Origin of the sequence: Klebsiella sp. NPDC088457, from assembly GCF_044900465.1 — a bacterium.
GTDB lineage: Bacteria > Pseudomonadota > Gammaproteobacteria > Enterobacterales > Enterobacteriaceae > Klebsiella.
Genome location: NZ_JBJDNH010000005.1, coordinates 1 through 24,909, shown reverse-complemented (window position 1 = coordinate 24,909; position 24,909 = coordinate 1). Strand labels below are relative to the sequence as shown.

Here is a 24,909-nt window from a genome sequence, read left to right as displayed (position 1 = left end):
ATACAGAGCAGGAACATGATGAGCGAATTTTTGCCGTTTTCGCGCCCGTCAATGGGTGACGCAGAGCTGGCTGCGCTGCGTGAAGTGTTGCAATCGGGCTGGATCACCACCGGGCCGAAAAATCAGGCGCTGGAGGCGGCTTTTTGTACGCTGACCGGTAATCTTCACGCCGTGGCGGTCAGTTCCGCCACCGGCGGTATGCACGTCACTTTAATGGCGTTGGGCATCGGTCCCGGCGATGAGGTCATTACTCCGTCGCAGACCTGGGTCTCCACTCTGAACATGATCTGCCTGCTGGGGGCGACACCGGTGATGATCGATGTCGACGGCGATAATCTGATGATTACCGTGCAGGCGGTGGCAGCGGCGATCACCCCGCGCACGAAAGCGATTGTTCCGGTGCATTACGCCGGCGCGCCGGCGGATATCGACGCGCTGCGCGCCGTCGGCGAACGCCACGGCATCCCGATTATCGAAGATGCTGCGCACGCGGCGGGGACGTACTACAAAGGCCGCCACGTGGGCTATCGGGGTACCGCCATCTTCTCGTTCCACGCGATTAAAAATATGACCTGCGCCGAAGGCGGCCTGATTGTCACCGATGACGAACGGCTGGCCTCGCGGATCCGCAGCCTGAAGTTCCACGGCCTTGGCGTCGACGCGTATGACCGCCAGACCCACGGGCGCGCCCCGCAGGCGGAGGTAATTTCTCCGGGCTTTAAATACAATCTGGCCGATATCAACGCCGCGCTGGCGCTGGTGCAGCTGGATAAACTGGCGCATGCCAACCAGCGCCGGGGCGAGATTGCGCAGCGTTATCTGCGCGAGCTGGCGGATACGCCATTCAAACCGCTGACGGTACCGGAGTGGGAACATCAGCACGCCTGGCATCTGTTTATTATTCGCGTGGATGAAGCCTCCTGCGGCCTCAGCCGCGATACCTTAATGGAAAAGCTGAAGGCCATGGGCATCGGTACCGGCCTGCATTTCCGCGCGGCGCACACGCAAAAGTACTATCGCGAACGTTTCCCGACGCTTTCATTGCCGAATACGGAATGGAACAGCGCGCGCATTTGTTCACTCCCTCTGTTCCCGGATATGACCGATGACGACGTCACCCGCGTCATTTCCGCGCTGCACCAGCTGTCAGGATGTTGATATGTTGAGTTACCCTCCCGTGAAAAAGATTTCGGTTGTTATCCCGGTTTATAACGAGCAGGAGAGCCTGCCCGAGCTTATCCGCCGTACGGATAGCGCCTGTGCGACGCTGGGACGCCAGTATGAAATTCTGCTGGTCGACGACGGCAGCAGCGATGATTCCGCGCGGATGCTGACGGAGGCGGCTGAAGCCGAAGGCAGCCACGTGGTGGCGGTGCTGCTAAACCGCAACTACGGTCAGCATTCGGCGATTATGGCCGGCTTTAGCCATGTTACCGGCGACCTGATTATCACCCTCGATGCCGACCTGCAAAACCCGCCGGAAGAGATCCCGCGGCTGGTGGTGAAGGCCGATGAGGGCTACGACGTGGTGGGGACTGTCCGGCAGAACCGCCAGGACACCTTCTTCCGTAAAAGCGCCTCGAAGATGATCAACCGCCTGATTCAACGCACCACCGGTAAAGCCATGGGCGATTACGGCTGCATGCTGCGGGCCTATCGCCGGCATATCATCGACGCGATGCTGAACTGCCATGAGCGCAGTACGTTTATCCCGATCCTCGCGAATACCTTCGCCCGCCGGGCGGTCGAAATCCCGGTGATGCACGCCGAACGGGAGTTCGGTGATTCGAAATACAGCTTTATGCGCCTGATTAACCTGATGTACGACCTGGTGACCTGTCTGACCACCACGCCGCTGCGTCTGCTTAGCGTCTTCGGCAGCATTATTGCCCAGCTGGGCTTCGCCTTCGCCTTCTTGCTGGTGATTCTGCGGCTGGTATTTGGCCCGCAGTGGGCGGCGGAAGGGGTGTTTATGCTGTTCGCCGTGCTGTTCATGTTTATTGGCGCCCAGTTTGTCGGCATGGGGCTGCTCGGGGAGTATATCGGCCGTATCTATAACGATGTGCGCGCCCGTCCTCGCTACTTTATTCAACGTGTTGTTCGTCAGCCGGAAACGGCATCTCAAGAGGAAGATCGTTCATGAAAGCTGTAGTCTTCGCTTATCACGATATGGGTTGCGCAGGTATCCAGTCCCTGCTGCAGTGCGGATATGAAATCGCGGCTATTTTCACCCATCCGGATAATGCTGGCGAAAACCATTTCTTTGGTTCGGTCGCGCGCATTGCGGCGGAACAAGGTATCCCGGTATGGGCGCCGGAAGACGTCAACCATCCGCTGTGGGTGGAACGCATCCGCGAAATGCAGCCGGATGTGCTGTTCTCTTTCTATTATCGTAACCTGTTAGGTGATGAAATCCTCAGCCTGGCAGAAAAAGGGGCCTTTAACCTGCACGGTTCGCTGCTGCCGAAATACCGCGGCCGCGCCCCGCTGAACTGGGTGCTGGTTAACGGCGAAAGCGAAACCGGCGTCACCCTGCACCGGATGATTGGCCGTGCCGATGCGGGCGATATCGTCGCGCAGCAGGCGGTCGCTATCGGGGCCGATGACGTGGCGCTGACCCTGCATCGCAAACTGTGTTCCGCGGCTGCAGACCTGCTGGGGCAGGCGCTGCCGGCGATTCGCGATGGCAACACTCAGGAGCGCGCGCAGGATGAGAGCCAGGCGACCTATGTCGGCCGCCGCTCGCCGGAAGACGGGCGTCTTGATTGGGACAAACCGGCCCTGACGCTGCATAACCTGGTTCGCGCCGTTTCCGATCCGTGGCCGGGCGCCTTTGGCTATGTCGGCGCCAACAAGTTTATCGTCTGGACATCCCGCGTGCGTCGCGATCTGACGGCGGCAAAACCGGGAACGGTGATCTCCACTGCGCCGCTGCTGGTGGCCTGTGAGGACGGCGCGCTGGAGATCGTCACCGGGCAAACCGAACACGGCGTGTACATGCAGGGCGCACAGCTGGCGCAGGCGCTGGGGCTGGTATCCGGCGCGGTGCTGAGCAGCAAACCGGTGGCGGCGATCAAACGCCGCACCCGCGTACTGATCCTCGGCGTGAACGGGTTTATCGGCAACCACCTGACCGAACGCTTGCTGCAGGACGATAATTACGAAATCTTTGGCCTGGATATCGGTTCTGACGCCATCAGCCGTTTCCTCGGCAACCCGCGTTTCCACTTCGTTGAAGGCGATATCAGCATTCACTCCGAGTGGATTGAATATCACATCAAGAAATGCGACGTGGTCCTGCCGCTGGTGGCGATTGCCACCCCTATTGAATACACCCGCAACCCGCTGCGCGTGTTCGAGCTGGATTTTGAAGAGAACCTGAAGATCATCCGCGACTGTGTGAAATACGATAAGCGCATCATCTTCCCGTCGACTTCGGAAGTCTACGGCATGTGCACCGACAACAACTTCGATGAGGACAGCTCGAACCTGGTGGTGGGGCCGATTAATAAACAGCGCTGGATTTACTCGGTATCGAAGCAGCTGCTCGACCGCGTTATCTGGGCCTACGGCGACAAGTCCGGCCTGCGCTTCACCCTGTTCCGTCCGTTCAACTGGATGGGGCCGCGTCTGGATAACCTCAACGCCGCGCGTATCGGCAGCTCCCGCGCGATTACCCAACTGATCCTGAACCTGGTGGAAGGCTCGCCGATTAAGCATATCGAAGGCGGTAAGCAGAAGCGTTGTTTCACCGATATCAGCGACGGTATCGAAGCCCTGTTCCGGATTATCGAGAACAAAGATGGCCGCTGTGACGGGCAGATTATCAACATCGGCAACCCGGACAACGAAGCCAGTATCAAAGAGCTGGCGGAAATGCTGCTGGACTGCTTCGAACGTCATCCGCTGCGCGGCAATTTCCCGCCGTTCGCCGGTTTCCGCGATGTGGAGAGCAGCGATTACTACGGTAAAGGCTATCAGGATGTGGAGCATCGTAAACCGAGCATTCGCAACGCGAAGCGCTGTCTGAGCTGGGCGCCGACGGTACCGATGGAAGCGACCGTGGAACAGACCCTCGACTTCTTCCTGCGCACCGTAGAACTGGCGGACGACAAGACATCATGAAACGGGTCGGCTTACGCATCGATGTTGATACTTTTCGCGGTACGCGGGACGGGGTCCCGCGGCTGCTGACCCTGCTGCGCCGGCACGGGATTCAGGCAAGCTTCTTCTTCAGCGTTGGGCCGGACAATATGGGGCGTCATTTATGGCGTCTGATAAAACCGAAGTTTCTGTGGAAGATGCTGCGCTCCAACGCCGCCTCGCTGTACGGCTGGGATATTCTGCTAGCCGGTACCGCGTGGCCCGGGCGGCGCATCGGCGCCGGCAATGAGGCGGTGATCCGCGAGACGGCGCAAACGCATGAAGTGGGGCTACATGCCTGGGATCATTACAGCTGGCAGACCTGGAGCGGCGTCTGGCCGCAGGAACGGCTGGTGCTGGAGGTGGAGCGTGGCCTGCTGGAGCTGGAACGGATCATCGGCCGCCCGGTCACCTGCTCGGCCGTGGCGGGCTGGCGGGCCGACCAGCGGGTGATTAAAGCGAAAGAGTCGTTTTATTTTCTCTACAACAGCGACTGTCGGGGGAGCGGGCCATTTCTACCGCAGACCGGGCAGGAGGCGCTGGGGACCGTGCAGGTCCCGGTGACGCTACCTACCTGGGATGAGGTGGTCGGCAGCGCCGTCGACGCCGACGGTTTCAATCGCTATCTGCTGGACTGCATTCATCGTGATACCGGCACGCCGGTGTATACCATTCATGCGGAAGTCGAAGGGATTGCTTTTGCGCAGCAGTTTGATGCCCTGCTCACGATGGCGGCGGAAGAGGAGATTCAGTTTTGTCCGCTTAGCCAGCTGCTGCCCGCTGATTTCAGCGTGTTGCCGGTGGGGAAAGTGGTGCGCGGTGAGCTGGCCGGCCGGGAAGGCTGGCTTGGGCGTGAACAATTATTGAGTTCGACGTATGAAAAGCATTCGTTATAGCCTCGCTTTGCTGGTGTTATTTGCTCTCTATTATGTACTTCCGCTGAATTTCCGCATGCTCTGGCAGCCCGACGAAACGCGCTACGCGGAGATCAGTCGCGAAATGCTGGCGTCCGGCGACTGGGTGGTGCCGCATCTGCTTGGGCTACGCTATTTTGAAAAACCGATTGCCGGCTACTGGATTAATAGCATCGGCCAGTGGTTATTTGGCCATAATAACTTTGGCGTACGCTTCGGCTCGGTATTTTCCATTAGCCTGACCGCGCTGCTGGTCGGCTGGCTGGCGTGGCGGATCTGGCAGGACAAACGGGTGGCGATCCTGTCAGGGGCGATCTTCCTGACCGCGCTGCTGGTTTACGGTATTGGTACATATGCCGTACTGGATCCGATGATCGCCTTGTGGATGACCCTCGCGATGTGCAGCTTCTGGGCGGCGGCTCAGGCGCAGACCCGCAACGGCAAAATCATCGGCTATGTGCTGTTGGGAGCCGCCTGCGGGATGGGGGTGATGACCAAAGGTTTCCTCGCCCTGGCGGTGCCGGTCGTGGGCGTTCTGCCGTGGGTGATTGCCCGTAAACGCTGGCGTGAAGTGTTAACCTACGGCTGGCTGGCGGTGGGCGTCTGTGTGCTGATGGTCCTGCCCTGGGGATTGGCTATCGCTAAACGCGAGCCGGATTTCTGGCGTTATTTCTTCTGGGTGGAGCATATTCAACGCTTTGCCGAGGAGGATGCCCAGCATAAAGCGCCGTTCTGGTACTACATCCCGTACTTGGCGGCCGGCAGCCTGCCGTGGCTGGCGCTGCTGCCCGGAGCGCTAAAGCGCGGCTGGACCGAGCGGGATGACGCCCGCGGGGCGCTGTATCTGCTGGGCTGGGTGGCGATGCCGCTCCTGTTCTTCAGCATAGCCAAAGGCAAACTGCCAACCTACATCCTGCCCTGCTTTGGGCCGCTGGCGATTCTGATGGCGCGCTATGCGCTGGATGCGGCGAGGGCGGGAGCGAAAGCGCTACGGATTAACGGCCTGATCAACCTCCTCTTCGGCCTGGCGGGCCTCGTGACGGTGCTGGTGGTGTCGCCGTGGGGCCTGATGCATAAACCGGTGTGGACGCAGATTGAGCTGTATAAATGCCTGCTGGCGGCGGTGGCGTTTGCCATCTGGGCGCTGATGGGCTGGCTGGCGATGAAAGAGAACGGTCGTCGCTGGCCGTTGGCCGCCTGTTGTCCGCTGGGCCTGGCGCTGCTGATGGGCTTCGCCATCCCCGATCGGGTGATTGATAGCAAACAGCCGCAGTTCATGGTGGATATTGTCAGTGAATCACTGACGCCAAGCCGCTATGTGCTGAGTAATAGCGTCGGCATTGCCGCCGCTCTGGCATGGGAGCTCAAGCGCGACGATATCATCATGTATGACAAACAGGGCGAGCTGAAGTACGGTTTAGGCTGGCCGGATGCGCAGCGCAGCTTTGTCAGCCAGCGTGACTTTGCCGACTGGCTGGCAACGCATCGCCAGCAGGGGCCGGTATCTCTGGTGCTGCTGATGGACAAGGGGGAAAGTATCGACGATTTACCACTACCGCAACCTGACAACATCTATGTGTCAGGGCGGGTTGTGTTTCTCCAGTATCTGCCGCAATGAGCGTCTGGATTTGTCTGGCATTCGCCAGCCTGTTGAGCTGCGTCGGACAGCTGTGTCAGAAACAGGCGACGCGTCCGTCTAAATCCCGGCGGCGCGGTCGCCACATTGTCGGCTGGCTTGGACTGGCGCTGCTGGCGCTCGGCGGCGGTATGCTGCTGTGGTTAAGCGTGCTGCAGGCCATTCCGGTGAGTATTGCCTATCCCATGTTGAGCCTCAATTTTGTCTGGGTGACGCTGGCGGCCTGGGGGATCTGGCGCGAGCCGGTGGCGCGACGTCACTGGGTGGGGGTGGGGCTGATTGTCGTCGGCATTGTGGTGCTGGGGAGCAGCGTCTGATGGGCTTATTCTGGGCGTTACTCAGCGTTGGGCTGGTCAGCGCCGCGCAGCTGCTGCTACGCGGGGCGATGGTTGAACTGCCGCCGCTGAGCGGGCTGCTGGCGTTTCTCAATCATCTTTTGCATCTGCGCGCCGGGACTTTCGGCCTGGCGCTCGGGCTGAGCGGCTATCTTCTGTCGATGGTGTGCTGGTACTTTGCGCTACATCGGCTGCCGCTCGCCAAAGCCTATGCGTTGCTGAGTCTGAGCTACATCCTGGTATGGGCCGCCGCCATCTGGCTGCCCGGCTGGCATGAACCTTTCCACTGGCGGTCGCTGTCGGGCGTGCTGATGATTGTCGCTGGCGTAATGACGATCTTCTGGCCGGTGAAGCGCGGCGCCTGATTCAGCCAATACTCTCCGCCTGCAATACAAACGGCGTGGGCGTACAGACCGCCATGCTCAGACCGTTGCGCTGGATCTGGCTGACCGACAGCGTGGGATGCCGCGTGCTGTCGACGCTGGCAATCTGCCAGGCGCTGCCGCCGCGCTGTTTCACCATCGCTTCCTTACGCGTCCAGATGCGCCAGAAGGCGCTGAGCTGCCGATCCGGAGGCTCCGCTTCCAGCTCCGCATGTTCCCCGAGGCTAAATAACGCATTGGCCAGGCTACGCCAGTTCTGCCGTGGGCGAATGGCTTCGATATCGCAGCCCACTTCGCCTTCATCGCTGAGCAGCAGGGCGATATCATCCCCGCTGTGGCTGAGGTTAAACCACAGCGTCGTTTCGCCGGAGAAGCCCGGCTTTCCTTGCCCGGTGTAGATAATCTCAGGCAGCGGCGATACCGCCTGAGCTAACAGGGCGCGTCCGGCTAACCAGCTTGCGCGACGCGCTCCCTGCGGCGCCTGCGCAGCGAGCGCTGGCGGCAGGGAACCCGTGCTGAATGTCGAGATTTTTCCCAGATAAAAGCGATACATATCAGGGCCAACGCTTAATGATGATGGAGGTATTGATCCCGCCGAAGGCGAAGTTATTGCTCTGCAAAAACTCACAGTCGATGCGGCGGGCTTCGCCCATAATGTAATCCAGCTCGCCGCACTGCGGGTCCGGATGGCGCAGGTTAAGCGTTGGGGCAAACCAGCCTTCGCGCATCATCTGCAGACTCATCCAGGCCTCCAGCGCGCCGCAGGCGCCCAGGGTATGGCCAAAATAGCTTTTCAGCGAGGAGAGCGGCACCTTGTCGCCGAAAATGGCGGCGCTGGCCTGGCTCTCGGCAATATCGCCGCGATCGGTCGCCGTCCCGTGCGCCGACACGTAGCCGATATCCTGGGGGCTTAGCCCGGCCATGTTGAGCGATTGCGCCATGCAGATCTGCATGGTTTCCCGCTGCGGCTGGGTGATATGCGCGGCGTCGCAGTTGGTGGCGAAGCCGATAATTTCACCGTAAATGGTCGCCCCGCGCGCTTTGGCGTGCTCCAGCTCTTCCAGAATCAGCGTGCCGGCGCCCTCGCCAATCACCAGGCCGTCACGTTGTTCATCGAACGGCGACGGGGTGGTTTTCGGCTCGTCGTTGCGCTGGCTGGTGGCGAACAGGGTGTCGAAGATGGCCGCCTCTGACGGACACAGCTCTTCAGCCCCGCCGGCGACCATTACCGTTTGATAACCGTGGCGAATGGCTTCCCAGGCGTAGCCAATCGCCTGGCTGCCGGAGGTGCAGGCGCTGGAGGTCGGGATTACCCGGCCGCGCAGGCCGAAGAACAGGCCGGTGTTCACCGCGGTGGTATGCGGCATCATCTGGACGTAGGTGGTGCCGGTGATGTTATTGGTGTGCTTTTCCGTCAGCATGGTGGCGAATTCGCTGACCGGGCCGGTACTGCCGGTGGAGGAGCCGTAGGCAATCCCGGTTTCGCCGTTGGTCAGCACCGCATCGCCAATCAGCCCCGCCTGTTCCAGCGCCAGCTCGCTGGCGCGGGTGGACATCAGCGAGACGCGGCCCATGGCGCGGATACGCTTGCGGGTATAGTGTTCCGGTAGCGCGAAATCGTCGATTGGCGCGCCGAGTAGGGTGTGCAGCCCGTCATAGATCTGCCATTCCGGCATTTTGCGCACGGCGTTCTCGTAGGCCTGCAGCCTGGCGGATACCGCCTGCCAGCTTTCGCCGAAGGCGGTGACGCCGCCCATGCCGGTAATGACTACGCGCCGGGTCATAGCATACCTCCATTGATGGAAATCACCTGACGCGTCACATAGCCCGCAATATCCGACATTAAATAGCTGGCAAGCCCGGCGACTTCCTCTGCCTGGCCCATGCGTTTCATCGGGATTATTGACATCGCTTCTTTGAGGGCCGCCTCTTCCATGTCGATCATCCCGGTATCAATCAGCCCTGGCGCGATGCAGTTAACGGTGATTTTGCGTTTCGCCAGCTCAATGGCCAGCGCTTTGGTCGCGCCGATAATTCCCGCTTTGGCGGCGCTGTAGTTAACCTGCCCGCGGTTGCCCATCACCCCGGAAACGGAGGAGAGGGTAATAATCCTTCCGCCCTGACGGGCGCCGATCATCGGCATAATACACGGCTGAATGACGTTATAAAAACTGTCGAGATTGGTGTGGATCACCGCATCCCAGTCATTGTCGCTGAGCGCCGGGAAGGTGCCATCGCGGGTAATGCCGGCATTGTTCACCACGCCGTACCACGGCCCATGGGCGGCGATGTCCTGCTCCAGCACCTCGCGGCACTGTTCGCGGTCGGCAACATCAAAGCTCAACGTCCGGCCTGCGCCACCGGCGGCGCGGAGGGTATTCAGCGTCTCCTGCGCGCCTGCTGCGTCACGATGATAATGGACGCCGACGACAAAGCCATCGGCCGCCAGCTGGCAGGCGATAGCACGCCCGATACCCTTGCTGGCACCGGTCACTAATACGGAACGACTCATGGTTTCTCTCCCTGATTAAAAAGCGTCGTTAACTCTTCGGGGGTTGGCTGGAAGGTGTTGATACGACCCGTTGCCAACGTTTCCTCCCCGGAGCGGAGGGTGCATTCGAAGCTACCGAAACGCTCATCCTGCATTAATAAGCTGACCGCGATGGTCAGCGTTTTCCCGGCGGGCAGGACGCCTGCGGCGCATACCAGCTCTCTGGCGCCGAGCACCATGCCGAGGGCGATGCTGCTCTGACCCCGGCGGCGGCGATGCCAGCCGGACCAGACGCCAATGGTCTGCGCCATCAGCTCCAGCGCAAACCAGCCTGGCAGATCGCCGTTGGCATCAAGAAACGGCGCCAGCACGCCCCCGGCGGCGACCTTCACCTGACAGATCGCCGTCTCGTCGGTAACGTCCAGTACCTCTTCGAGCAACAGCATGGGGGCGTCGTGCGGCAGATAGTCGCCGGGCGACAGGTAGTGGCTCATGAAAGTCTCCCGAGCAGAATGCTGGCGTTATTGCCGCCAAAGGCAAATGAGTTGGACAAAATCACCGGGCGTTCAAGGGGCTGTGTGGCGGTGATGATACCGCACGCCGGCAGCGCCGGGTCGCGCGGCGAGAGGCTAAAATCCTGGGCCGGCAGCGGCAAATGGCGCTGCAAAATCAGCATACTGATTGCCGCTTCAGTAATCCCGGCGGCGCCGAGGGTATGCCCGGTGAGGTGTTTGGTTGAGCTGCACGGCACCTGGTCGCCGAACAGCTGCTGCACGACCTGCGATTCCACCCGATCGTTAAGCGGCGTGGCGGTGCCGTGCAGGTTGATGTAGCCCACCGCCCCGGCGGGGATACCGGCGTCATCAAGCGCCTGGGTAATCGCGCGGATGGCCCCTTCGCCCTGCGGATGGGGCGCCGAAATATGGTGCGCATCGCTTGATTCGCCGACGCCCAGCAGCGCGATGGGCTGCGCTTCGCGCGTCAGCAGCATCAGCGCCGCCCCTTCACCGATGGTAATCCCGCAGCGGTCGCGGGCAAAGGGCTGGCAGCGCGTTGCCGAAAGTGACTCCAGGCTATGAAAGCCGTTGATCGGCATTCGGCTCAGCGTATCGGCGCCGCCGACAATCGCCACGTCGGCGAGATCGGCTTCAATCAGCCGCCGGCCGCTGATGATGGCCCTGGCGCTGGAGGAGCAGGCGGTGGAAAGGGTAAACGCCGGGCCGTCCAGCGCCAGCCAGTGGCTCAGAAAACGCGACGGGTCGCCAAGCTCCTGCTGCGGATATTGCCAGGCGGCGCTCTGTTTGCCGTTGAGCGTTAACGCAACGTGAATATCGCCTTCATCGAGCCCGGAAGTGCTGGTGCCGAGCACCACGGCGACTCTGTCGCGGCCGTAGCGGGCGATAGCGTCGTCGACCTGGGGTCGGATCTGCGCCAGCGCCGCCAGCAGCAGCTGGTTGTTGCGCGAGCGGTGGGCGGCAAACGCGTCAGGGATGGCGGGCAGTTCGCCGTCAACGCCGCCGAGTACCGCCGCGGGCTGCCCCTGAAGCCAGCCTGCGCGCGGGCGCATACCGGGGGCGACGCCGCGCGTCAGATTTGCGGCGATGTCGTCGCAGTTGTCGCCCAGCGCATTGATCATGCCGACAGCGGAATGGTAGATCATCTCAGTCGCCCAGATATTGAATGGTGATGTGGTATTTAAAGGCCCGTTGCTCAATGCTGACAGGTTCGCGCTTGCCATGCCGGTTCAGATAGGCGATCGCCGTCACCAACTGGCCGCGAGCGTTCCGTAGCTCGCGGCGGTCGCCAGCGTCGGTCAACGTCCAGCCTTGCGGCAGCTGCGGCTGCCAGGCCGCTATCGGCCAGTGGCTGAGCATCACGTCGGCCAGCACCTGGCTTGCCGGCGGCAGCTGCGGGACGACGATCGATTGCTCGGCGCGCAGCCCCTTATCATCATAGGTCACGAGAAACAGCCGGATCCCCACCGAGGAGAGGCCGGCGAGGGTGATTTTTTGCTCATCGGCATTGAGCATCACCAGCAGCGACTGGCTCTGGCCGTTGAACCGTCCGGTGAGCAGCTGCTGCGCATTCAGCGGCGGAGTGATGCCCGGCGCCGGTAACGTCACGCGGGTTCCCGGCTCCAGCCAGGCCTGCGGACGCCCTTGCTGAGGCTGAGGCGAGTGGCTGCAGCCGGCGAGGATGAGGGTGGCGGCCAGCGCGGCGGCGCGCCAGAGTCTGTGCTTAATCATCGTCTTTTTTTCTCTTTTTTACCGGGCATCGCCAGGGGAGACAGCAGGAAGGCGGTGAAAATACCGCTGACCAGCACAATACCAAAACTGCTGATCGCCTGAGTGGCGCTGAATACCAGCATCCCCAGGGTCAGCAGAGTGGTCAGCATGGCCAGCACGATCGCCAGCAGCGACGTCAGCGGCGTCCCGCGCGGATTACTGAAAAACAGCGTGTAGTTGATGCCGATTCCCAGCACCAGCACCAGCGCCAGCAGGGAAAACAGGTTCAGCGGATGGCCGCTCAGGGAGAGCGCCGCCAGCCCGCAGCCTAACGACAGCACCGAAGGCAGCAGGCTGATAAGCCCTTTGCGCCAGCCGAGACGCAGCATCGCGCCGCAGGCGATGACCGCCAGCGCGATGCCGAGTAGCCCCGTCAGCAGGTGGCGATAGAGCATGAACAGATCGTCAAAGGCGCTTTTGCGGTCCACCCATGCCACGCCGCTCTGTTTTTCGCTCAGAGCCCGCAGCGCAGCGCTCTCTTTGACCCCGTCAACCGGGACCAGCACGCCGCTTTCGCCCGCTTTCAGCGTCAGCCACAGCAGACGCCAGCCTTCGCTGGCCGGGCTGGCAAGCCAGGCATCGACCGTGACCGGCATCGGCTGAAGATCGGCGTTTATGTTTTTCAGCCCGGCGCTTTGCAGCGCGGCAGCGACCGCCGGCGCGGCTTTGTTTAATAGCGCGAGATCCTGCTGCTGGCGGGCCAGCGAGTTCAGCGGGAGGGTGCGATACCCGGCGATCGTTCCCGCTTTTTTCGCCTGCTCAAGCGCGGGAATAAACGCTTCCAGCCGTTCCAGAGTTTGCTGGGGCGTCGCGCCGTAGACCACGAACCATTTCTGATCGACGCTCTGGCCGGTTAAGGCAGCGATCGCCTTTTCCTGAGCCAGAATAGGCTGCGGCAGCGCCTGCAGCTGCGCGATATCGTCATCGACGCGCAGCGTGGCGATTCCCGCTACTGATACCAGCGCCAGCGCCAGCGGCAGGCCGATGAACAGTTTTTTATTGCGCCGCCACGCCGCCAGCCAGCGCAGCATCAGCACCAGCGCCGGAACCGGGCGAACCGGTAAACCGCGGGAGAGCAGCGGATGCCAGCAAATCACCGTCAGGCACGAAGCGCTGAGCCCGGCGGCGGCGAACACCGACATCTGGCGGATGGCCGGGAAGGGGGCGAGCATCATGATGAGATAGGCCACCACCGCCGTCAGCAGCGCCAGCAGCAGCGCGTTGCGGACTTTGGCGAGGCTTTGCCACGGCGTGGCCTCCTGGCCGTGCACCATGCGTTCGGTCAGATAGTAGATCGTATAGTCAGCGGAGATACCGATAATACTCATGCTCATCACCAGCGTCATCAGATGCAGTTCGCCGAACAGCAGCAGCGTGGCGACGGTTCCCGCCAGCGCGCCCGTACCGACGGAGATCAGACACAGTATCAACGGACGAAGCGAGCGGAAGGCCGCAACGATGAGCAGAATCACCCCCAGTATCGTGGCCACGCCGAGGGTGGAGAGATCGCGTTTGGCCTGCTGGCTGGCATAGTCGCTGTAAAATACCGTACCCCGCGACAGCAGCTGCGCCTGCGGGTAGCGTGCTTTTAATTCCCCCTCCAGCGCCGCCAGGGTGGTGACTAAGCGGTGCGTCTGCTGCATATCGAATGAGGAACCGGCCAGCTCGCCGTGGATCAGATACCAGCTGTTTCCCTGTTTATCCTGCGCCACCAGCCAGCCGTCTTTGAGCTGCAGATGCTGACCGTTTTTTGCCATCGCCAGCTGCGACCCGCGCATCAGCATCAGCGGATCGTTTTGCAGCTCCTGGCCGCTGACCCCGGAGAACGCCGAATAGAGCTGGGAGAGGACCCACTGCGCCTGCGCCGCGCCGCCGTTTTGCAGGCGCGCGCGGGTAGCGTCATCGATAAGGCCGTTGCGGTGCTGCCAGAAAAACGCTCCCCAGGCCTGCTGGCTGGCGGCATCCATCGGACCTTTCACGTCGGCCAGGACGTGGGATTTTTGCAGCAGGCTGAGCCATGCGCGCGCCACCTGAGGATCGGCCTGCTGGCCAGGGCTGACCAGCCAGACCAGCTGCCGGTCAAGGCGCTGGACAAAGCCATCGTTCAGTTCTGGCGGAATGGCTCCGAGCGTCTGTTGCGGTAACATCGCCAGCACGCTGCTGTTGATGCGCGACCGGGGCAGCTGCGTCAGCAGGAGGCCCAGCATCAGCAGGCAGATCGCTCCCCAGAGCAGCGCGATGCGCCTGCGGTTACGGTGCAGCAAATCGTTGTCGTTCGTCATCGGTCAGTTGCGCGGGCGTCAGTTGATGTTGAGAGAGGACGATATCGGTACGATCGCCTTGTTTATCATTGAGTTGAATACTTTCCAGGTAGCTCTGGCCGGCCAGGTCGATGGTGGCGAAGATTTTATCCAGCGGCGTGGTTTTCGGCGTCAGGCGCAGGGTCCATCGCCCTTCGCCTTTATCGACGAACTCGACGCGAAAGTTCTGCTCCAGCACCTGCCGGTCGGCCTGGAACAGCGCGCGCAGCAGATGGTTGAACTGGAACATCTGCGGATTGTTGGCGGCGGTGATCGTTTGCGGCGGCTGGCCGCCGATCGCCTGCACCATCCGTTTATCATCCAGCAGCAGCTGCATCGGGAACGGCGCGGTCTGATCCCACAGCAGCCCCTGGTCGCGGGCGATCAACATCTGGCCCTGGGATCGCAGCGGCTGCGGCAGATCCTTAATGGTACGGGTTTGATCGAAGTGGGCGCGGATCGTCGGTTGTTCGCTAAAGCGCTGTTGCAGATCATCAAGCGTCAGGGCGCTGACCAGCGGGCTGATCAAGAGCGCCAGCAGGGGCCACCCTCTCATGGCTTCACCCCCATACGTTCAAACAGGATATCCGGGCAGACGAAGCTCAACTCGCGGCTTTGCTCCGCCACCGCCACCTGGATGGTGTAGCCGGTGGTGGTGCGTTTTCCGCTGTCGGCGGCGAAAATCTCATAGCCGATGCGCAGCCGGTTTTCGTACTCTTCTATCCGGGCGCGCACGCGAAAACGCTGTTCAAAAGTCAGCACGTCGCGGTACTTCACCCGGGTATCCACCACCGGCCAGAGATAGCCGGATTCCTTCATCTGACGGTAGCCATAGTTGAACTGATTGAGCAGCGCCTCGCGGGCGATCTCAAAGTAGCGAAAGTAGTTGCCGTGCCACACCACGCCCATCATATCGACGTCGTGAAACGGTACGGTCAGCTCTACCTCGGCAGTAAAACGGGGATCGTTAAGCACCCTTTACTCCTTCTCTTTGGCATCCGGCAACTGCCAGAAATCGAAAAAATTGAACCAGTCCAGCGGCGACTGCAGCGCGTAGTGTTCAAGACGTTGCGCGTAGCGGTCGACCGCCTCCTGCAACGCCGCCTGGCGTCCGGCCCGCGGCAAGGTCAGCGGGTCGGCAAAGGGTTCACAATGAATATGCAGCTTGCCCTGCTGGCGCAGAGCAAAAATCAGCTGTACCGGGCAGCGCAGAATTGACGCCAGAATAAACGGACCCTGCGGGAACGGCGCGGGCTGCCCCATGAACTCGCTCCAGCAGACGCGCCATTCGCCGCCGCGCTGGGGCGTCACGGCAATACGGTCGCCGACGATGGCTACCCATTCGTTACGGTCCAGCTTCTCTTGCAGCAGGATGGCGGTATCCGGGCCGATATCGGTTACCGGTATCAGGTTTACCCCGGCCTGCGGGGCCATCTCCGCCATGATCTGTTGAAAACGGCGGGCGTTGTCGCTAAACACCAGCGCGTTAATGATCTGGCTGCCCTGCAGTTGCGCCAGCGCGCGGCAGGCTTCGACATCGCCGAGATGGGAGGCCAGTAAGAGCTTGCCGCCTGGCGTTGTGTTGCTGAGCGCCTCTTCCGCTCCCGGCGCGAAAACCACATCGCGGTCGAAACGCAATTCGCCGCGCCAGCCGGCTATCTTATCGAGCATCGCCTCGCCAAAACGCAGAAAGTGGCGATAGCTGTTGAGGCGCGGCGGCAGCGGTAGCCGGTGGGCGCTAAGCCGATCGCGCACGCGGGAGAGCCAGTTTTGCGAGGCCCGCCGGGCGCGATGCGCCGTCAGCCAGTAGGCGCCCACCACCGGGTAGAGCAGCCATGAAAACGCGCCGCGTCCCAGCAGACGCCAGACCAGCAGCATCAGGCGCATCCCCCACAGCCCCTTCAGCTCTTCCTGCTGCGCCCAGTGGGGGGCGGCGCGGCGAAACAGCAGGGCAGGGATACGCGGCAACATGCCGAGGAACAGGCGGGTGTGCATCCGGGAGATACGGATGTTGTCCTTCAGGGCATCAAAATGAGACAGCCCGTCGGCGGGATAGGTGACGCGGGTCGCAACAAAATAGCTGTTATGGCCCTGCCAGTAGAGGCGCACCATCACTTCGGTATCGAAATCCATCCGCTTCCCGAGCGCCACGCGCTGCGCCAGCTGTAGGGTTGGCGCAATCGGGTACACGCGAAAGCCGCACATGCTGTCTTTGAGCTGGAGCGAGAGCGTTTCAATCCACACCCAGACGTGGGTTATCCAGCGGCCATACAGGCGCGAGCGGGGAATAGAGTCATCGTAAATCGGCCGCCCGGAGATCAGCCCTCTCGGATGGGCCTGCGCCAGCGCCAGCAGCTGCGGAATATCTTCGATGGCGTGCTGCCCGTCGGCATCGACCTGCACGGCGTGGCTATACCCGGCTTCGGCCGCCGCCTGCAGGCCGCGGATTACCGCCGTGCCTTTACCGGCATTGTTCGCCAGCCGAATCAGCGTCAGATTCGGTTTCCGCATCGCCAGTTGCTCCAGCACCTGCCGGGTGGCTTCGTCACTGCCGTCGTCCACCACGATACAGGGCAGGTGGAACGGCTGCAGCCGGGCAAGCACCTGAGACATCATCGCGCCGTGGTTGTAGCAGGGGATCACCACGCAGGGGGTGAAGGTTAGCGACATAATCGGATCTTCCCGCTGCTGGCGGTATGTCGCGCTTCGCCGTCGTGGCGCTGATAGCTGAAGGTGAGGATTTGGCGCGCCTCCTGCCAGTTCAGGGTGAGCGTGACGGTAGCATCCGGCAGCAGCGGCGCCTGAAATTTGACGTTCTGAATGCTGTGGAACCGCCAGCCTGGCGCCAGCAGCGTGGTGGCATAATGCATCACCCAGTCCAGCTGGGCTACGCCGGGCAGCAGCGGCTGTACGGCAAAGTGGCCGCTGAACCAGAAAAGGTTGGGGTCGAGATGGAGAACCACTTCACTCTGCTGCTGGGCCTGATGACGTTCAATTTCATGGGGTTTCATGAAACAGCTCCTGTAATTGCGCATAGACACGCTTATTCATGCTGTTAACCGGAATTTCGTCGATAATCCGCCAGTAGCGAGGGATGGCGACCGGCTCCAGCGTGGGGCGTAGCGCCTGCCGCCACCTTTGCTCAAGGGCTCTGCCCGCGGAGTGCCACTCCTGACGGGTACTTTCATCCAGCACCAGCAGGACGCCGACGCCCTGGCGGCCAGCGTGGCTGACGGGGATAGCCGCCGCCTCGCAAATGCCTTCCAGCTCCAGCAGGCGCCGCTCGATCTCGCTGAGCGAAACCCGCTTTTCTTCAATTTTTACCACCCGTCCCTGACGCCCGATCAGGCGAAACTGCCCATCTTCGGTGAATTGCAGGGTATCGTCGAGTAACAGGCCGTCTCGATCGGCGATCAGCGGCGAAAATACGCGAATTTTCGGGCCTTGCGCAATGAACCTGACGCCGGGGAAAGGCTGCCAGGCGCCGTGCTCCTGTTCGCGGCAGCGCCAGGCAAGGACGCCGGTTTCGGTACTGCCGTAGATCTCATCCGGCCAGCATTTAAGCCACCCGGCCGCCTGGGTGACATTCTCCCAGGGCAGCAGTCCGCCCGCAGAGAAGACGGCCGCTACCGGCGGCGGGATCAGCCGGGGGTCAAGGCGCTTCAGGAAGGCCGGGCTACTGATAAACGCATAGCGGTGCCGGGGATTCAGCGCGCTGAGCTGCTCGGCATAATGCAGCATGGCCGCGTGCAGCGGCAGGCTGAGCGCCATCGGCAGGATGATGCGAAAGGTCAATCCGTAGAGATGTTGCGGCACCACCGAGGCGACAATACGGCAGCTTTCCAGCCGGGCGGCAAAACGCGTGGCCAGCAGCGCTGCCTCGCGGTCGAGGCAGGCTAACGATTTGCTAATCCGCTTCGGTTGCCCCGTCGAACCCGAGGTGAAAAGCTCAATGCAGGCGTCATCGGCCAGCTCGCGCCAGGCGACGGCCTGCGGCGGAGAGCGCCGGGCGCTGCTGATGACCCATGCCGGGCCGCTCCAGCCAAGAGGCGTGTCGCTGAGCACGCCGTCGAACAGCGCGCGCTGCTCCTCCAGCAGGGAGAGTCGGTTATGCCCCGGGATCACCGGCGTTTTATGGGCATGCAGCGTGGCCAGCAGCGCGACCAGAAACAGATAGCTGTCGTCAAAACAGAGCGCCCAGCGTTGCCCCGGGTGCTGCAGCAGCTGTTCCGCCCAGCGCGCGACGTCATCGCGCAAATGGCCTAATGTCCAGACCCGATCGTCCCGCCAGGCCACCAGGGTGTCGGCCGGGCGGGGAGCATTCAGCCAGCGGGCCATAGAAAGAGGCAAGGTCATGAGGATTCTCGCTTAATCATCCGCCGGCGTACCAGCCACTCTCCGGCCATCAGCGCGCCGATCAGCAGATAGGCAATCATGCCGTTCCACGCGGTCCAGAGCGCCATATCGCCATACAGCGCCGTACAGAGGGCGATACTGCCATTGGCGATAAAAAACAGGCTCCAGACCTGCGTGACCCGGCGGGTATAGCGCACGGCGGCGGCGGGAAGGTGAGGCTCCTGTAAGCGGGCCAGGCGTTCCACCAGCGGCATGGCTGACCACAGCGAACCGCCGAACACGGCGAGCATGACGGCGTTCACCGCTACCGGGTAAAACAGCAGCAGCTGGTGCGTTTTCAGCAGCGCGCTGGCCACGCACAGGACGATCCCCGCCAGCGCCGCCAACTGGGTGACGACGCGCAGCGGGCCCGCCTGGCGCCGGGTTTGACGCAGGCGTAAACACAGCAGCAGCGCCATTAATGGAAGCAGCCAGTGCAGGCTGTTATGCGCGAGGCCCAGCCAGATGACACATGGCCAGGCCAGCAGGAGCAGGCTCGTCAGCAGCGGTATGCCCTTGCGTGAGAGCCCCCCCGACATGCGGCTCAGCCTTCCCGGGACAGGCGTTCGAGCGCATCAACCACATCCTGCACGGTGCGCACGGCTTTAAACTCTTCCGCCTTGATCTTCTTGCTGGTTTTCTTTTGCAGATGGACGATCATATCGACAGCATCAATGCTATCGAGCTCAAGGTCTTCATACAGGCGCGCTTCCGGCTTGATATCCTGCGGGTCGATTTCAAACAGCTTGACCAGAAGTGCCGAGACTTCTGCATAAATATCGGGTGATTGAGTCATAGGGCTTGCCTCAGGTACGTTGGGCGTGGATGAAAGCGGCCAGGGTGGCAACGGAGAAGAAGTGCTGGCGCATCTCGTCGCTTTCGGCGGAGAGCACCACGCCATACCGGTTCTTCACCGCCAGCCCCAGCTCCAGGGCGTCAATGGAATCCAGACCCAGGCCATCGCCAAAGAGTGCCGCATCGGAGTCAATGTCGTCAGCCGACAGTTCTTCGAGATTCAGCGTAGTTATGATCAGATTTTTAATTTCAAGATAGAGCGCTTGCATCATTAATTCCTGAAGTAGGCGTAGTACCTGTTTGTAATTGAAGCAAAAGATGCCGATTTAACTCTCTTGCCGCCAGCGACGGCTCCTGCGAGCGGGCATCGTAAAATGAGTCGATTTGTACCCGATCGCGTACCTCAATGGTAAACAGCGGTTTTGTCGGCGGCGCATCGTACCATCTGCACTGCTTGCCGAGCATATGCTCGGTGCAGCGGATCGTCACAACGCGTAAATCGCTGGCGCAGCGTACGGCAATATTGGCCGCGCCGCGCTGCAGGGTCATGGTTTCGCCGGGGCGGGTACGCGTCCCTTCGGGGAAAATTAAAATGGTATCGCCCTGCTGTAGCCGCTGCCGGCTGGCGGGCAGCAGCGAATCCGCCTGATCGTTAATCAAATAATCTGCCGCGCGAATCACGCCGCTGACGAACGGGTTTTTCAGCAACGCGCTTTTTACCAGACAATCGGTCTCCGGCATGATCGAAGCCAGCATCACGTAGTCGATCAGGCTTGGATGATTGGCTACCACCAGACAACCGCGCTCCTGGCGCAAAATGTCGCCGCCTGCAATGCGATAATCCAGCACGCCGACGGCTTTCACCACCGTCAGAAAGAGGCGGAAACTGGCCGCAATGCTGCGGCGCGCCAGGCGACGACGACGGGTTTTATTCCTGACCACCACCAGCAGCAGGTTAAACCAGATGAGGGACAGCAGCAGCCCGCCAAGACCAAACAGGGCGAAACAGACGCCGGTCATGGCTCCCCGCCAGACCCGGTTCAGACGCTTCATGCGCGACTCCATTGCCACTGTACGCGTTCGCCGGGGAGGGTGAAGGCGGGGCGGTCCCGCAAATAGTGTTGTAAAAATAATAAGCTCTGCGGAAGTTCTGTTTCGGCACATGGGCTAGCGCTGTGGCTGGCGCAGCGCCAGGATTCTCCGGCTTCAATCACCAGCGCCAGCGCGTAGGGCCAGATGGGCATCGCCGGCGGTAGCTGCGGATGATAAAACTCGGGCAGGTGGCCGTCGAAATCCACCATCAGCACCCGCTGATAGCCCGCCTGCAGCAGGCACATGACTTCACATAGCCCCTGCTGGAAGGTATCCCGCCCGGCCGAAAGCGAAGAGGAAACGATCGGCCGTTGGGCGGCAATCGTCAGATTCCCCACCGCCGAGTTATGGACGGAAAGGGCGAAGTCGGTCGGGGAGATGGCCTGTTGCGTCGCCAGAGCGTGGAGAATGCGATAATTGCGTTCCAGTTCGCCATGGCGGCTGGTGTACAGTACGGCATCGATATGATGGCGGCGCAGCATGGCCAGCCCGCACTCGACGGCGAGTTTACTGCCGGAACTGAGGCGTCTGGCGGTCATCATCGGTAATTCGGTTAGTTTTGCCTGTGGGGCTGAGGGATCGATGGCGTACGGATGCCGTGACCATTGCTGCCACTGCGTCGTTTCGCTCATTCCCGGGGCCCGGCCCTGCCAGTCAACTATGTTTAGTGCAAATTTCATCAACGCGTATCCGCGATAAGCCGGTGATCTGAGTGCCGTTTTTTAACGTCACTTTTTATTTTTGTTCTGGCCCGCGTATACAGTATGGCTAACGCCTCAACGAACGGCGCGTTACCGACCTGGATTGTTTAGCGTTCCGTTTTTTTGCCGACCGGATATCCGCCCTCAGGATTGGCTTGAGGACATATCGGGCAAGCGTAGTCACCGCATGACAATTTATGGGGCGAGATCCGGGCGTATTTTCGATATTTTCGCCCGTCAGTGCAATTTATTATGGCAAATATCAGCGTCTGACAGAGATATTCCATCCCGTCGTTAACAGATTGATGGCCCGTCTTCGACATTTCCGCCACATATTGTACCGGGCGGCAAATGAATACATAGGATAATGCCGAATCCAGTATCGCAGCAGAATAGTCTCTGACCCTATTCCTCTTCAGGGGTAAGCATTGGCGCGCCAACCCCTGAAGCAACGATAGATTGCTGCGACGGGGGCGATTACAGGCTCGAACCCGCGGCCAGATTTACCTGAATATCTTTATCCAGGTTGTGGACCCAGCGGTTATAGTTTTTATGGATTTTCCCATCGGACGCCATCAGATTGCTGCTGCTGACGTAGTGAATAGAATAACCGGTGGCGGAGTAATTAATACGGACCTCAGCGACATGGTCACGCGCCTGCTGCCGCGCGGCGATCGTGCCAGGGGCGGTTTCCGACATGATCCACTGGCGCTGCACCCCGGCCCGCAGAATGGCCTGCTTCACCTGAGCATCGCTATGGCCAGCGCTGACGGTGGTCTGAATCTGCTCAACCGGCGCGGTGCGCGCACAGCCCGCCAACGTACCCACCACCGCAATAGCGGCAAACCACTGCACATATTTTTTCATGAATACTCCCTGTCAAATTACCGGTAATACAATGAAATAGATGACCTTAAAATGAATATCAGCCACAAGAGCGTCCCGGATAAATATCCCGTGTGGATTTCCGTGTTATCGCAAGGTGGGACGGTTTTTATCATAAAGGATAGCGAGCGAGGCCACCAGCAGCAATGAGTGATGAACCATGGTGTTATGAAGTTGAATTTTAACGACGTAACGGGAATTCACAAAATTTATACAATCAACATTATTATTCGCCAGACAGTTAATTCGCGGGGATATTCAGCCATATCGTTGGCGGTATTTAAATATATCCCCGCCATACTTCACGTTGTCTGTGGGGGGCGGTGCTCCAGGGGAAGGGTAAGGACATCCCTGTCGCTCGCCGGGGACCGCCTTCAGCGGTTCAAATTCGTACCTGGCGAATTGCTCTCTCTCCTGGCGCCTTATTGAGGGCTATACAAAAAATCATTCACGCCGTAGCCAGGCGAAAAAGAAAGTCAATCATCATATATCGCAGGGTTATTATTGCCGCGTGCGGAACCGGCGCCTTAGGCTGAGGGCGACCGCGCGGCCCGCCGAAGCGGGAATTTCCACGCCGCGTGCTGCTTTTGGGCGGGCGACATGGTAATAGTGAAACCTTGTGGTAAAAATCTGGTGGACCCGATGCCCGAACCCGTTGACGCACCGGCGCTGAATGGATTGCGCCTCAATCTGCGGATTGTCTCTGTTGTGATGTTTAATTTTGCCAGCTACCTGACGATCGGCCTGCCGTTGGCGGTGCTGCCCGGGTATGTTCATGATGTGATGGGATTCAGCGCGTTCTGGGCCGGTCTGGTGATCAGTCTGCAATATTTTGCGACCCTTCTCAGTCGCCCCCATGCCGGGCGCTATGCCGATCTCCTCGGGCCCAAAAAGATTGTTGTGTTCGGGCTGTGCGGCTGTTTTCTCAGCGGCCTGAGTTATCTCCTGGCGGCGAGCGGGAGCGGTTGGCCGACGCTGAGCCTGGCGCTGTTGTGCCTTGGCCGCGTGATCCTCGGTATCGGGCAAAGTTTTGCCGGCACCGGTTCAACCCTGTGGGGCGTGGGAGTGGTGGGATCGTTACATATCGGGCGGGTGATTTCGTGGAACGGCATCGTCACCTACGGGGCGATGGCGATGGGGGCGCCGCTCGGGGTGCTGTGTTACACCCTCGTTGGCCTGCATGGCCTGGCGTTGACGATTATGGCGGTCGCGCTGGCGGCTATCTGCTGCGCGCTGCCGAGGGCGGCGGTGAAGGCGGCGAAGGGGAAGGCCATGTCGTTTCGGGCGGTGCTGGGCCGGGTCTGGCTCTATGGTATGGCGCTGGCGCTGGCTTCCGCCGGATTTGGCGCGATCGCCACCTTTATTACGCTATTTTACGCCGCTAAAGGCTGGGACGGCGCGGCGTTCGCCCTGACGTTGTTCAGCTGTGCGTTTGTCGGCACGCGGCTATTGTTCCCCAACGCGATTCAGCGTCTGGGGGGCTGAACGTGGCGCTGCTGTGCTTTAGCGTTGAGATTGTCGGCTTATTGCTGGTGGGGCTGGCAGAGAGCTCGCTGATGGCGAAAGCCGGCACGTTTTTAGCGGGAGCCGGCTTTTCGCTGGTTTTCCCGGCGCTGGGGGTGGTGGCGGTGAAGGCGGTGCCGCAGCAGAACCAGGGGTCGGCGCTGGCCACCTATACGGTTTTTATGGATCTCTCTTTAGGGCTGAGCGGTCCGTTAGCCGGGCTGCTGATGGCGTGGGCGGGAATATCGACGATTTATCTGGCGGCGGCGGGGCTGGCGGCCGTAGCGTTCTTATTGGGCTGGCGCTTAAAAAAACGGCCCCCGGCGGTGGCGCCGGAGGCCGCGACGTCAGGCCAGTAATTACTGGATGACGAGGGTGTTGATAATATTTTCCGCCGCAGTTTGCGCCTGCTGCTGGTTGTCTGCCGGCAGGGTGATCTGCAGGGTCAACAGCTTATCGTCAATCTTGCCGAGAATAACCGAAGACCAGGCGGTCTGACCCTTGGCGGAGATAATACTGTCCAGCTGTTGTAGCGTGTGGCCTTTGATCTCAATGGATTTATTGGTCACGACCTGCAGCTGCGGATCGCGGCTGCGCTGCTGATCTTCCAGGCGCTGAGCCAGCACGCTTAACTCTTCGTTGGTGCTGTCGCCGACGATCACGATCACCGCTTTCTGCCCGGTGACGTCGGAGTAGACGTGCATGTTGTTGGCCTGGGTGCCCAGCTTGCCGCTCTGGTCGGTCATCCCGGCCGGCAGGGAGAAGCTCAGCTTGCCATCCAGCAGCTCGATCGTCTGCCCGCTGGCGTTGCTTTCCGCCGCCGCCCCTTCGGTTGGCGCTTTTGAATCGCTGTTATCACAGGCCGCAAGCCCCATAACCAGCAGGCCAATACCGACATATTTAACCAAATTGCGCATTGACATCTTCCTTTCGATAAACGGCCATTAATGGCTCATTCGCTTATCTTATCACATCAGCTTGCGAGTACTCTTAACCTGGCTGCAATGCCGATAACTGAGCTTGAGCTGGCTGTTTTTGCAGCTACATATTC

The 24,909-nt window shown here is 60.8% G+C and carries 26 protein-coding genes and 1 pseudogene; 8 read left to right on the top strand and 19 right to left on the bottom strand.

Annotated features, from left to right (window positions below):
• Positions 1-18: 18 nt before the first annotated feature.
• From arnB to arnF, 7 genes are read left to right on the top strand one after another with little or no spacing between them, the layout of a single operon-like run.
• Complete coding sequence (gene arnB / locus ACI2JR_RS04810) at positions 19-1,158, top strand: UDP-4-amino-4-deoxy-L-arabinose aminotransferase (RefSeq protein ID WP_462478054.1); 1,140 nt, start codon at positions 19-21, stop codon at positions 1,156-1,158.
• Between the two features lies 1 nt (position 1,159).
• Entirely contained in the window at positions 1,160-2,143 is a 984-nt protein-coding gene (gene arnC / locus ACI2JR_RS04805; RefSeq protein ID WP_462478007.1) for an undecaprenyl-phosphate 4-deoxy-4-formamido-L-arabinose transferase, read from the top strand.
• On the top strand, positions 2,140-4,125 hold the full coding sequence (arnA, locus tag ACI2JR_RS04800) for a bifunctional UDP-4-amino-4-deoxy-L-arabinose formyltransferase/UDP-glucuronic acid oxidase ArnA (protein ID WP_462478006.1): 1,986 nt from the start codon (positions 2,140-2,142) through the stop codon (positions 4,123-4,125). The genes arnC and arnA overlap by 4 nt, the downstream gene beginning before the upstream one ends.
• A complete protein-coding gene (gene arnD, locus ACI2JR_RS04795) occupies positions 4,122-5,039 on the top strand; it encodes a 4-deoxy-4-formamido-L-arabinose-phosphoundecaprenol deformylase (RefSeq protein WP_462478005.1) in 918 nt (305 codons plus the stop codon). Before arnA ends, arnD begins: the two co-directional genes overlap by 4 nt.
• Positions 5,020-6,675, top strand: a complete 1,656-nt coding sequence (gene arnT, locus ACI2JR_RS04790; RefSeq protein WP_132729417.1) for a lipid IV(A) 4-amino-4-deoxy-L-arabinosyltransferase — start codon at positions 5,020-5,022, stop codon at positions 6,673-6,675. The genes arnD and arnT overlap by 20 nt, the downstream gene beginning before the upstream one ends.
• A complete protein-coding gene (arnE, locus tag ACI2JR_RS04785) occupies positions 6,672-7,010 on the top strand; it encodes a 4-amino-4-deoxy-L-arabinose-phosphoundecaprenol flippase subunit ArnE (protein ID WP_132729418.1) in 339 nt (112 codons plus the stop codon). The genes arnT and arnE overlap by 4 nt, the downstream gene beginning before the upstream one ends.
• On the top strand, positions 7,010-7,393 hold the full coding sequence (gene arnF / locus ACI2JR_RS04780; RefSeq protein ID WP_132729419.1) for a 4-amino-4-deoxy-L-arabinose-phosphoundecaprenol flippase subunit ArnF: 384 nt from the start codon (positions 7,010-7,012) through the stop codon (positions 7,391-7,393). Before arnE ends, arnF begins: the two co-directional genes overlap by 1 nt.
• Position 7,394: 1 nt before the next feature.
• On the opposite strand, the gene acpT is transcribed toward arnF, so the two are convergent.
• The 18 genes from acpT to ACI2JR_RS04690 all read right to left on the bottom strand — a co-directional run bounded on the left by acpT (position 7,395) and on the right by ACI2JR_RS04690 (position 22,337).
• Positions 7,395-7,964 (bottom strand): 4'-phosphopantetheinyl transferase AcpT, encoded by a 570-nt coding sequence (gene acpT, locus ACI2JR_RS04775; protein ID WP_132729420.1) that lies wholly within the window; start codon positions 7,962-7,964, stop codon positions 7,395-7,397.
• 1 nt (position 7,965) lies between these two features.
• Complete coding sequence (locus tag ACI2JR_RS04770) at positions 7,966-9,195, bottom strand: beta-ketoacyl-ACP synthase (RefSeq protein WP_132729421.1); 1,230 nt, start codon at positions 9,193-9,195, stop codon at positions 7,966-7,968.
• Positions 9,192-9,923: a 3-ketoacyl-ACP reductase FabG2 gene (locus tag ACI2JR_RS04765; protein ID WP_462478004.1), complete on the bottom strand. Its 732-nt coding sequence runs from the start codon at positions 9,921-9,923 to the stop codon at positions 9,192-9,194. Before ACI2JR_RS04765 ends, ACI2JR_RS04770 begins: the two co-directional genes overlap by 4 nt.
• Positions 9,920-10,396 carry an ApeP family dehydratase gene (locus ACI2JR_RS04760; protein ID WP_132729423.1) on the bottom strand — a complete coding sequence of 159 codons (477 nt, stop codon included), beginning with the start codon at positions 10,394-10,396 and terminating at the stop codon, positions 9,920-9,922. The genes ACI2JR_RS04765 and ACI2JR_RS04760 overlap by 4 nt, the downstream gene beginning before the upstream one ends.
• On the bottom strand, positions 10,393-11,562 hold the full coding sequence (locus tag ACI2JR_RS04755) for a beta-ketoacyl-[acyl-carrier-protein] synthase family protein (protein WP_462478003.1): 1,170 nt from the start codon (positions 11,560-11,562) through the stop codon (positions 10,393-10,395). Before ACI2JR_RS04755 ends, ACI2JR_RS04760 begins: the two co-directional genes overlap by 4 nt.
• Position 11,563: 1 nt before the next feature.
• Positions 11,564-12,148 carry a DUF3261 domain-containing protein gene (locus ACI2JR_RS04750; RefSeq protein WP_462478002.1) on the bottom strand — a complete coding sequence of 195 codons (585 nt, stop codon included), beginning with the start codon at positions 12,146-12,148 and terminating at the stop codon, positions 11,564-11,566.
• A complete protein-coding gene (locus tag ACI2JR_RS04745; RefSeq protein WP_462478001.1) occupies positions 12,145-14,469 on the bottom strand; it encodes an MMPL family transporter in 2,325 nt (774 codons plus the stop codon). Before ACI2JR_RS04745 ends, ACI2JR_RS04750 begins: the two co-directional genes overlap by 4 nt.
• Complete coding sequence (locus ACI2JR_RS04740; protein WP_132729427.1) at positions 14,438-15,043, bottom strand: LolA family protein; 606 nt, start codon at positions 15,041-15,043, stop codon at positions 14,438-14,440. The genes ACI2JR_RS04745 and ACI2JR_RS04740 overlap by 32 nt, the downstream gene beginning before the upstream one ends.
• Positions 15,040-15,462, bottom strand: a complete 423-nt coding sequence (locus ACI2JR_RS04735; RefSeq protein WP_462478000.1) for an acyl-CoA thioesterase — start codon at positions 15,460-15,462, stop codon at positions 15,040-15,042. The genes ACI2JR_RS04740 and ACI2JR_RS04735 overlap by 4 nt, the downstream gene beginning before the upstream one ends.
• A gap of 3 nt (positions 15,463-15,465) precedes the next feature.
• A complete protein-coding gene (locus ACI2JR_RS04730) occupies positions 15,466-17,157 on the bottom strand; it encodes a glycosyltransferase (RefSeq protein WP_462477999.1) in 1,692 nt (563 codons plus the stop codon).
• A complete protein-coding gene (locus tag ACI2JR_RS04725) occupies positions 17,148-17,498 on the bottom strand; it encodes a hydroxymyristoyl-ACP dehydratase (RefSeq protein ID WP_462477998.1) in 351 nt (116 codons plus the stop codon). The genes ACI2JR_RS04730 and ACI2JR_RS04725 overlap by 10 nt, the downstream gene beginning before the upstream one ends.
• Positions 17,485-18,843 (bottom strand): AMP-dependent synthetase, encoded by a 1,359-nt coding sequence (locus ACI2JR_RS04720; protein WP_462477997.1) that lies wholly within the window; start codon positions 18,841-18,843, stop codon positions 17,485-17,487. The genes ACI2JR_RS04725 and ACI2JR_RS04720 overlap by 14 nt, the downstream gene beginning before the upstream one ends.
• Positions 18,840-19,421, bottom strand: a complete 582-nt coding sequence (locus tag ACI2JR_RS04715; RefSeq protein WP_462477996.1) for a hypothetical protein — start codon at positions 19,419-19,421, stop codon at positions 18,840-18,842. The genes ACI2JR_RS04720 and ACI2JR_RS04715 overlap by 4 nt, the downstream gene beginning before the upstream one ends.
• A 5-nt stretch (positions 19,422-19,426) precedes the next feature.
• Complete coding sequence (locus ACI2JR_RS04710; protein ID WP_132729433.1) at positions 19,427-19,678, bottom strand: acyl carrier protein; 252 nt, start codon at positions 19,676-19,678, stop codon at positions 19,427-19,429.
• Positions 19,679-19,688: 10 nt separating this feature from the next.
• Positions 19,689-19,946, bottom strand: a complete 258-nt coding sequence (locus ACI2JR_RS04705; RefSeq protein ID WP_132729488.1) for a phosphopantetheine-binding protein — start codon at positions 19,944-19,946, stop codon at positions 19,689-19,691.
• Positions 19,927-20,742, bottom strand: coding sequence for a lysophospholipid acyltransferase family protein (locus ACI2JR_RS04700; protein WP_132729489.1), 816 nt, complete (start codon positions 20,740-20,742; stop codon positions 19,927-19,929). Before ACI2JR_RS04700 ends, ACI2JR_RS04705 begins: the two co-directional genes overlap by 20 nt.
• Entirely contained in the window at positions 20,727-21,449 is a 723-nt protein-coding gene (locus ACI2JR_RS04695; RefSeq protein WP_462477995.1) for a beta-ketoacyl synthase chain length factor, read from the bottom strand. Before ACI2JR_RS04695 ends, ACI2JR_RS04700 begins: the two co-directional genes overlap by 16 nt.
• Positions 21,450-21,947: 498 nt before the next feature.
• The gene (locus tag ACI2JR_RS04690) at positions 21,948-22,337 is read right to left on the bottom strand and encodes a lipoprotein (protein WP_132729435.1); all 390 of its coding nucleotides are present in this window, start codon (positions 22,335-22,337) and stop codon (positions 21,948-21,950) included.
• Positions 22,338-22,997: 660 nt separating this feature from the next.
• Between ACI2JR_RS04690 and ACI2JR_RS04685 the strand changes: the two are divergent.
• Positions 22,998-24,217 (top strand): annotated as a pseudogene (locus ACI2JR_RS04685) (MFS transporter).
• Here ACI2JR_RS04685 and ACI2JR_RS04680 read toward each other — a convergent pair.
• Positions 24,218-24,775 carry a DcrB family lipoprotein gene (locus tag ACI2JR_RS04680; protein ID WP_132729437.1) on the bottom strand — a complete coding sequence of 186 codons (558 nt, stop codon included), beginning with the start codon at positions 24,773-24,775 and terminating at the stop codon, positions 24,218-24,220.
• Between the last annotated feature and the right edge of the window lie 134 nt (positions 24,776-24,909).

What these genes read in the sequence shown, in the direction of transcription:
- arnB (WP_462478054.1), top strand. Translation starts at nt 19, where the DNA reads ATGAGCGAATTTTTGCCGTTTTCGCGCCCGTCAATGGGTGACGCAGAG.
- arnC (WP_462478007.1), top strand. Translation starts at nt 1,160, where the DNA reads ATGTTGAGTTACCCTCCCGTGAAAAAGATTTCGGTTGTTATCCCGGTT.
- arnA (WP_462478006.1), top strand. Translation starts at nt 2,140, where the DNA reads ATGAAAGCTGTAGTCTTCGCTTATCACGATATGGGTTGCGCAGGTATC.
- arnD (WP_462478005.1), top strand. Translation starts at nt 4,122, where the DNA reads ATGAAACGGGTCGGCTTACGCATCGATGTTGATACTTTTCGCGGTACG.
- arnT (WP_132729417.1), top strand. Translation starts at nt 5,020, where the DNA reads ATGAAAAGCATTCGTTATAGCCTCGCTTTGCTGGTGTTATTTGCTCTC.
- arnE (WP_132729418.1), top strand. Translation starts at nt 6,672, where the DNA reads ATGAGCGTCTGGATTTGTCTGGCATTCGCCAGCCTGTTGAGCTGCGTC.
- arnF (WP_132729419.1), top strand. Translation starts at nt 7,010, where the DNA reads ATGGGCTTATTCTGGGCGTTACTCAGCGTTGGGCTGGTCAGCGCCGCG.
- acpT (WP_132729420.1), bottom strand. Translation starts at nt 7,964, where the DNA reads ATGTATCGCTTTTATCTGGGAAAAATCTCGACATTCAGCACGGGTTCC.
- ACI2JR_RS04770 (WP_132729421.1), bottom strand. Translation starts at nt 9,195, where the DNA reads ATGACCCGGCGCGTAGTCATTACCGGCATGGGCGGCGTCACCGCCTTC.
- ACI2JR_RS04765 (WP_462478004.1), bottom strand. Translation starts at nt 9,923, where the DNA reads ATGAGTCGTTCCGTATTAGTGACCGGTGCCAGCAAGGGTATCGGGCGT.
- ACI2JR_RS04760 (WP_132729423.1), bottom strand. Translation starts at nt 10,396, where the DNA reads ATGAGCCACTACCTGTCGCCCGGCGACTATCTGCCGCACGACGCCCCC.
- ACI2JR_RS04755 (WP_462478003.1), bottom strand. Translation starts at nt 11,562, where the DNA reads ATGATCTACCATTCCGCTGTCGGCATGATCAATGCGCTGGGCGACAAC.
- ACI2JR_RS04750 (WP_462478002.1), bottom strand. Translation starts at nt 12,148, where the DNA reads ATGATTAAGCACAGACTCTGGCGCGCCGCCGCGCTGGCCGCCACCCTC.
- ACI2JR_RS04745 (WP_462478001.1), bottom strand. Translation starts at nt 14,469, where the DNA reads ATGACGAACGACAACGATTTGCTGCACCGTAACCGCAGGCGCATCGCG.
- ACI2JR_RS04740 (WP_132729427.1), bottom strand. Translation starts at nt 15,043, where the DNA reads ATGAGAGGGTGGCCCCTGCTGGCGCTCTTGATCAGCCCGCTGGTCAGC.
- ACI2JR_RS04730 (WP_462477999.1), bottom strand. Translation starts at nt 17,157, where the DNA reads ATGTCGCTAACCTTCACCCCCTGCGTGGTGATCCCCTGCTACAACCAC.
- ACI2JR_RS04725 (WP_462477998.1), bottom strand. Translation starts at nt 17,498, where the DNA reads ATGAAACCCCATGAAATTGAACGTCATCAGGCCCAGCAGCAGAGTGAA.
- ACI2JR_RS04720 (WP_462477997.1), bottom strand. Translation starts at nt 18,843, where the DNA reads ATGACCTTGCCTCTTTCTATGGCCCGCTGGCTGAATGCTCCCCGCCCG.
- ACI2JR_RS04715 (WP_462477996.1), bottom strand. Translation starts at nt 19,421, where the DNA reads ATGTCGGGGGGGCTCTCACGCAAGGGCATACCGCTGCTGACGAGCCTG.
- ACI2JR_RS04710 (WP_132729433.1), bottom strand. Translation starts at nt 19,678, where the DNA reads ATGACTCAATCACCCGATATTTATGCAGAAGTCTCGGCACTTCTGGTC.
- ACI2JR_RS04705 (WP_132729488.1), bottom strand. Translation starts at nt 19,946, where the DNA reads ATGCAAGCGCTCTATCTTGAAATTAAAAATCTGATCATAACTACGCTG.
- ACI2JR_RS04700 (WP_132729489.1), bottom strand. Translation starts at nt 20,742, where the DNA reads ATGGAGTCGCGCATGAAGCGTCTGAACCGGGTCTGGCGGGGAGCCATG.
- ACI2JR_RS04695 (WP_462477995.1), bottom strand. Translation starts at nt 21,449, where the DNA reads ATGAAATTTGCACTAAACATAGTTGACTGGCAGGGCCGGGCCCCGGGA.
- ACI2JR_RS04690 (WP_132729435.1), bottom strand. Translation starts at nt 22,337, where the DNA reads ATGAAAAAATATGTGCAGTGGTTTGCCGCTATTGCGGTGGTGGGTACG.
- ACI2JR_RS04680 (WP_132729437.1), bottom strand. Translation starts at nt 24,775, where the DNA reads ATGCGCAATTTGGTTAAATATGTCGGTATTGGCCTGCTGGTTATGGGG.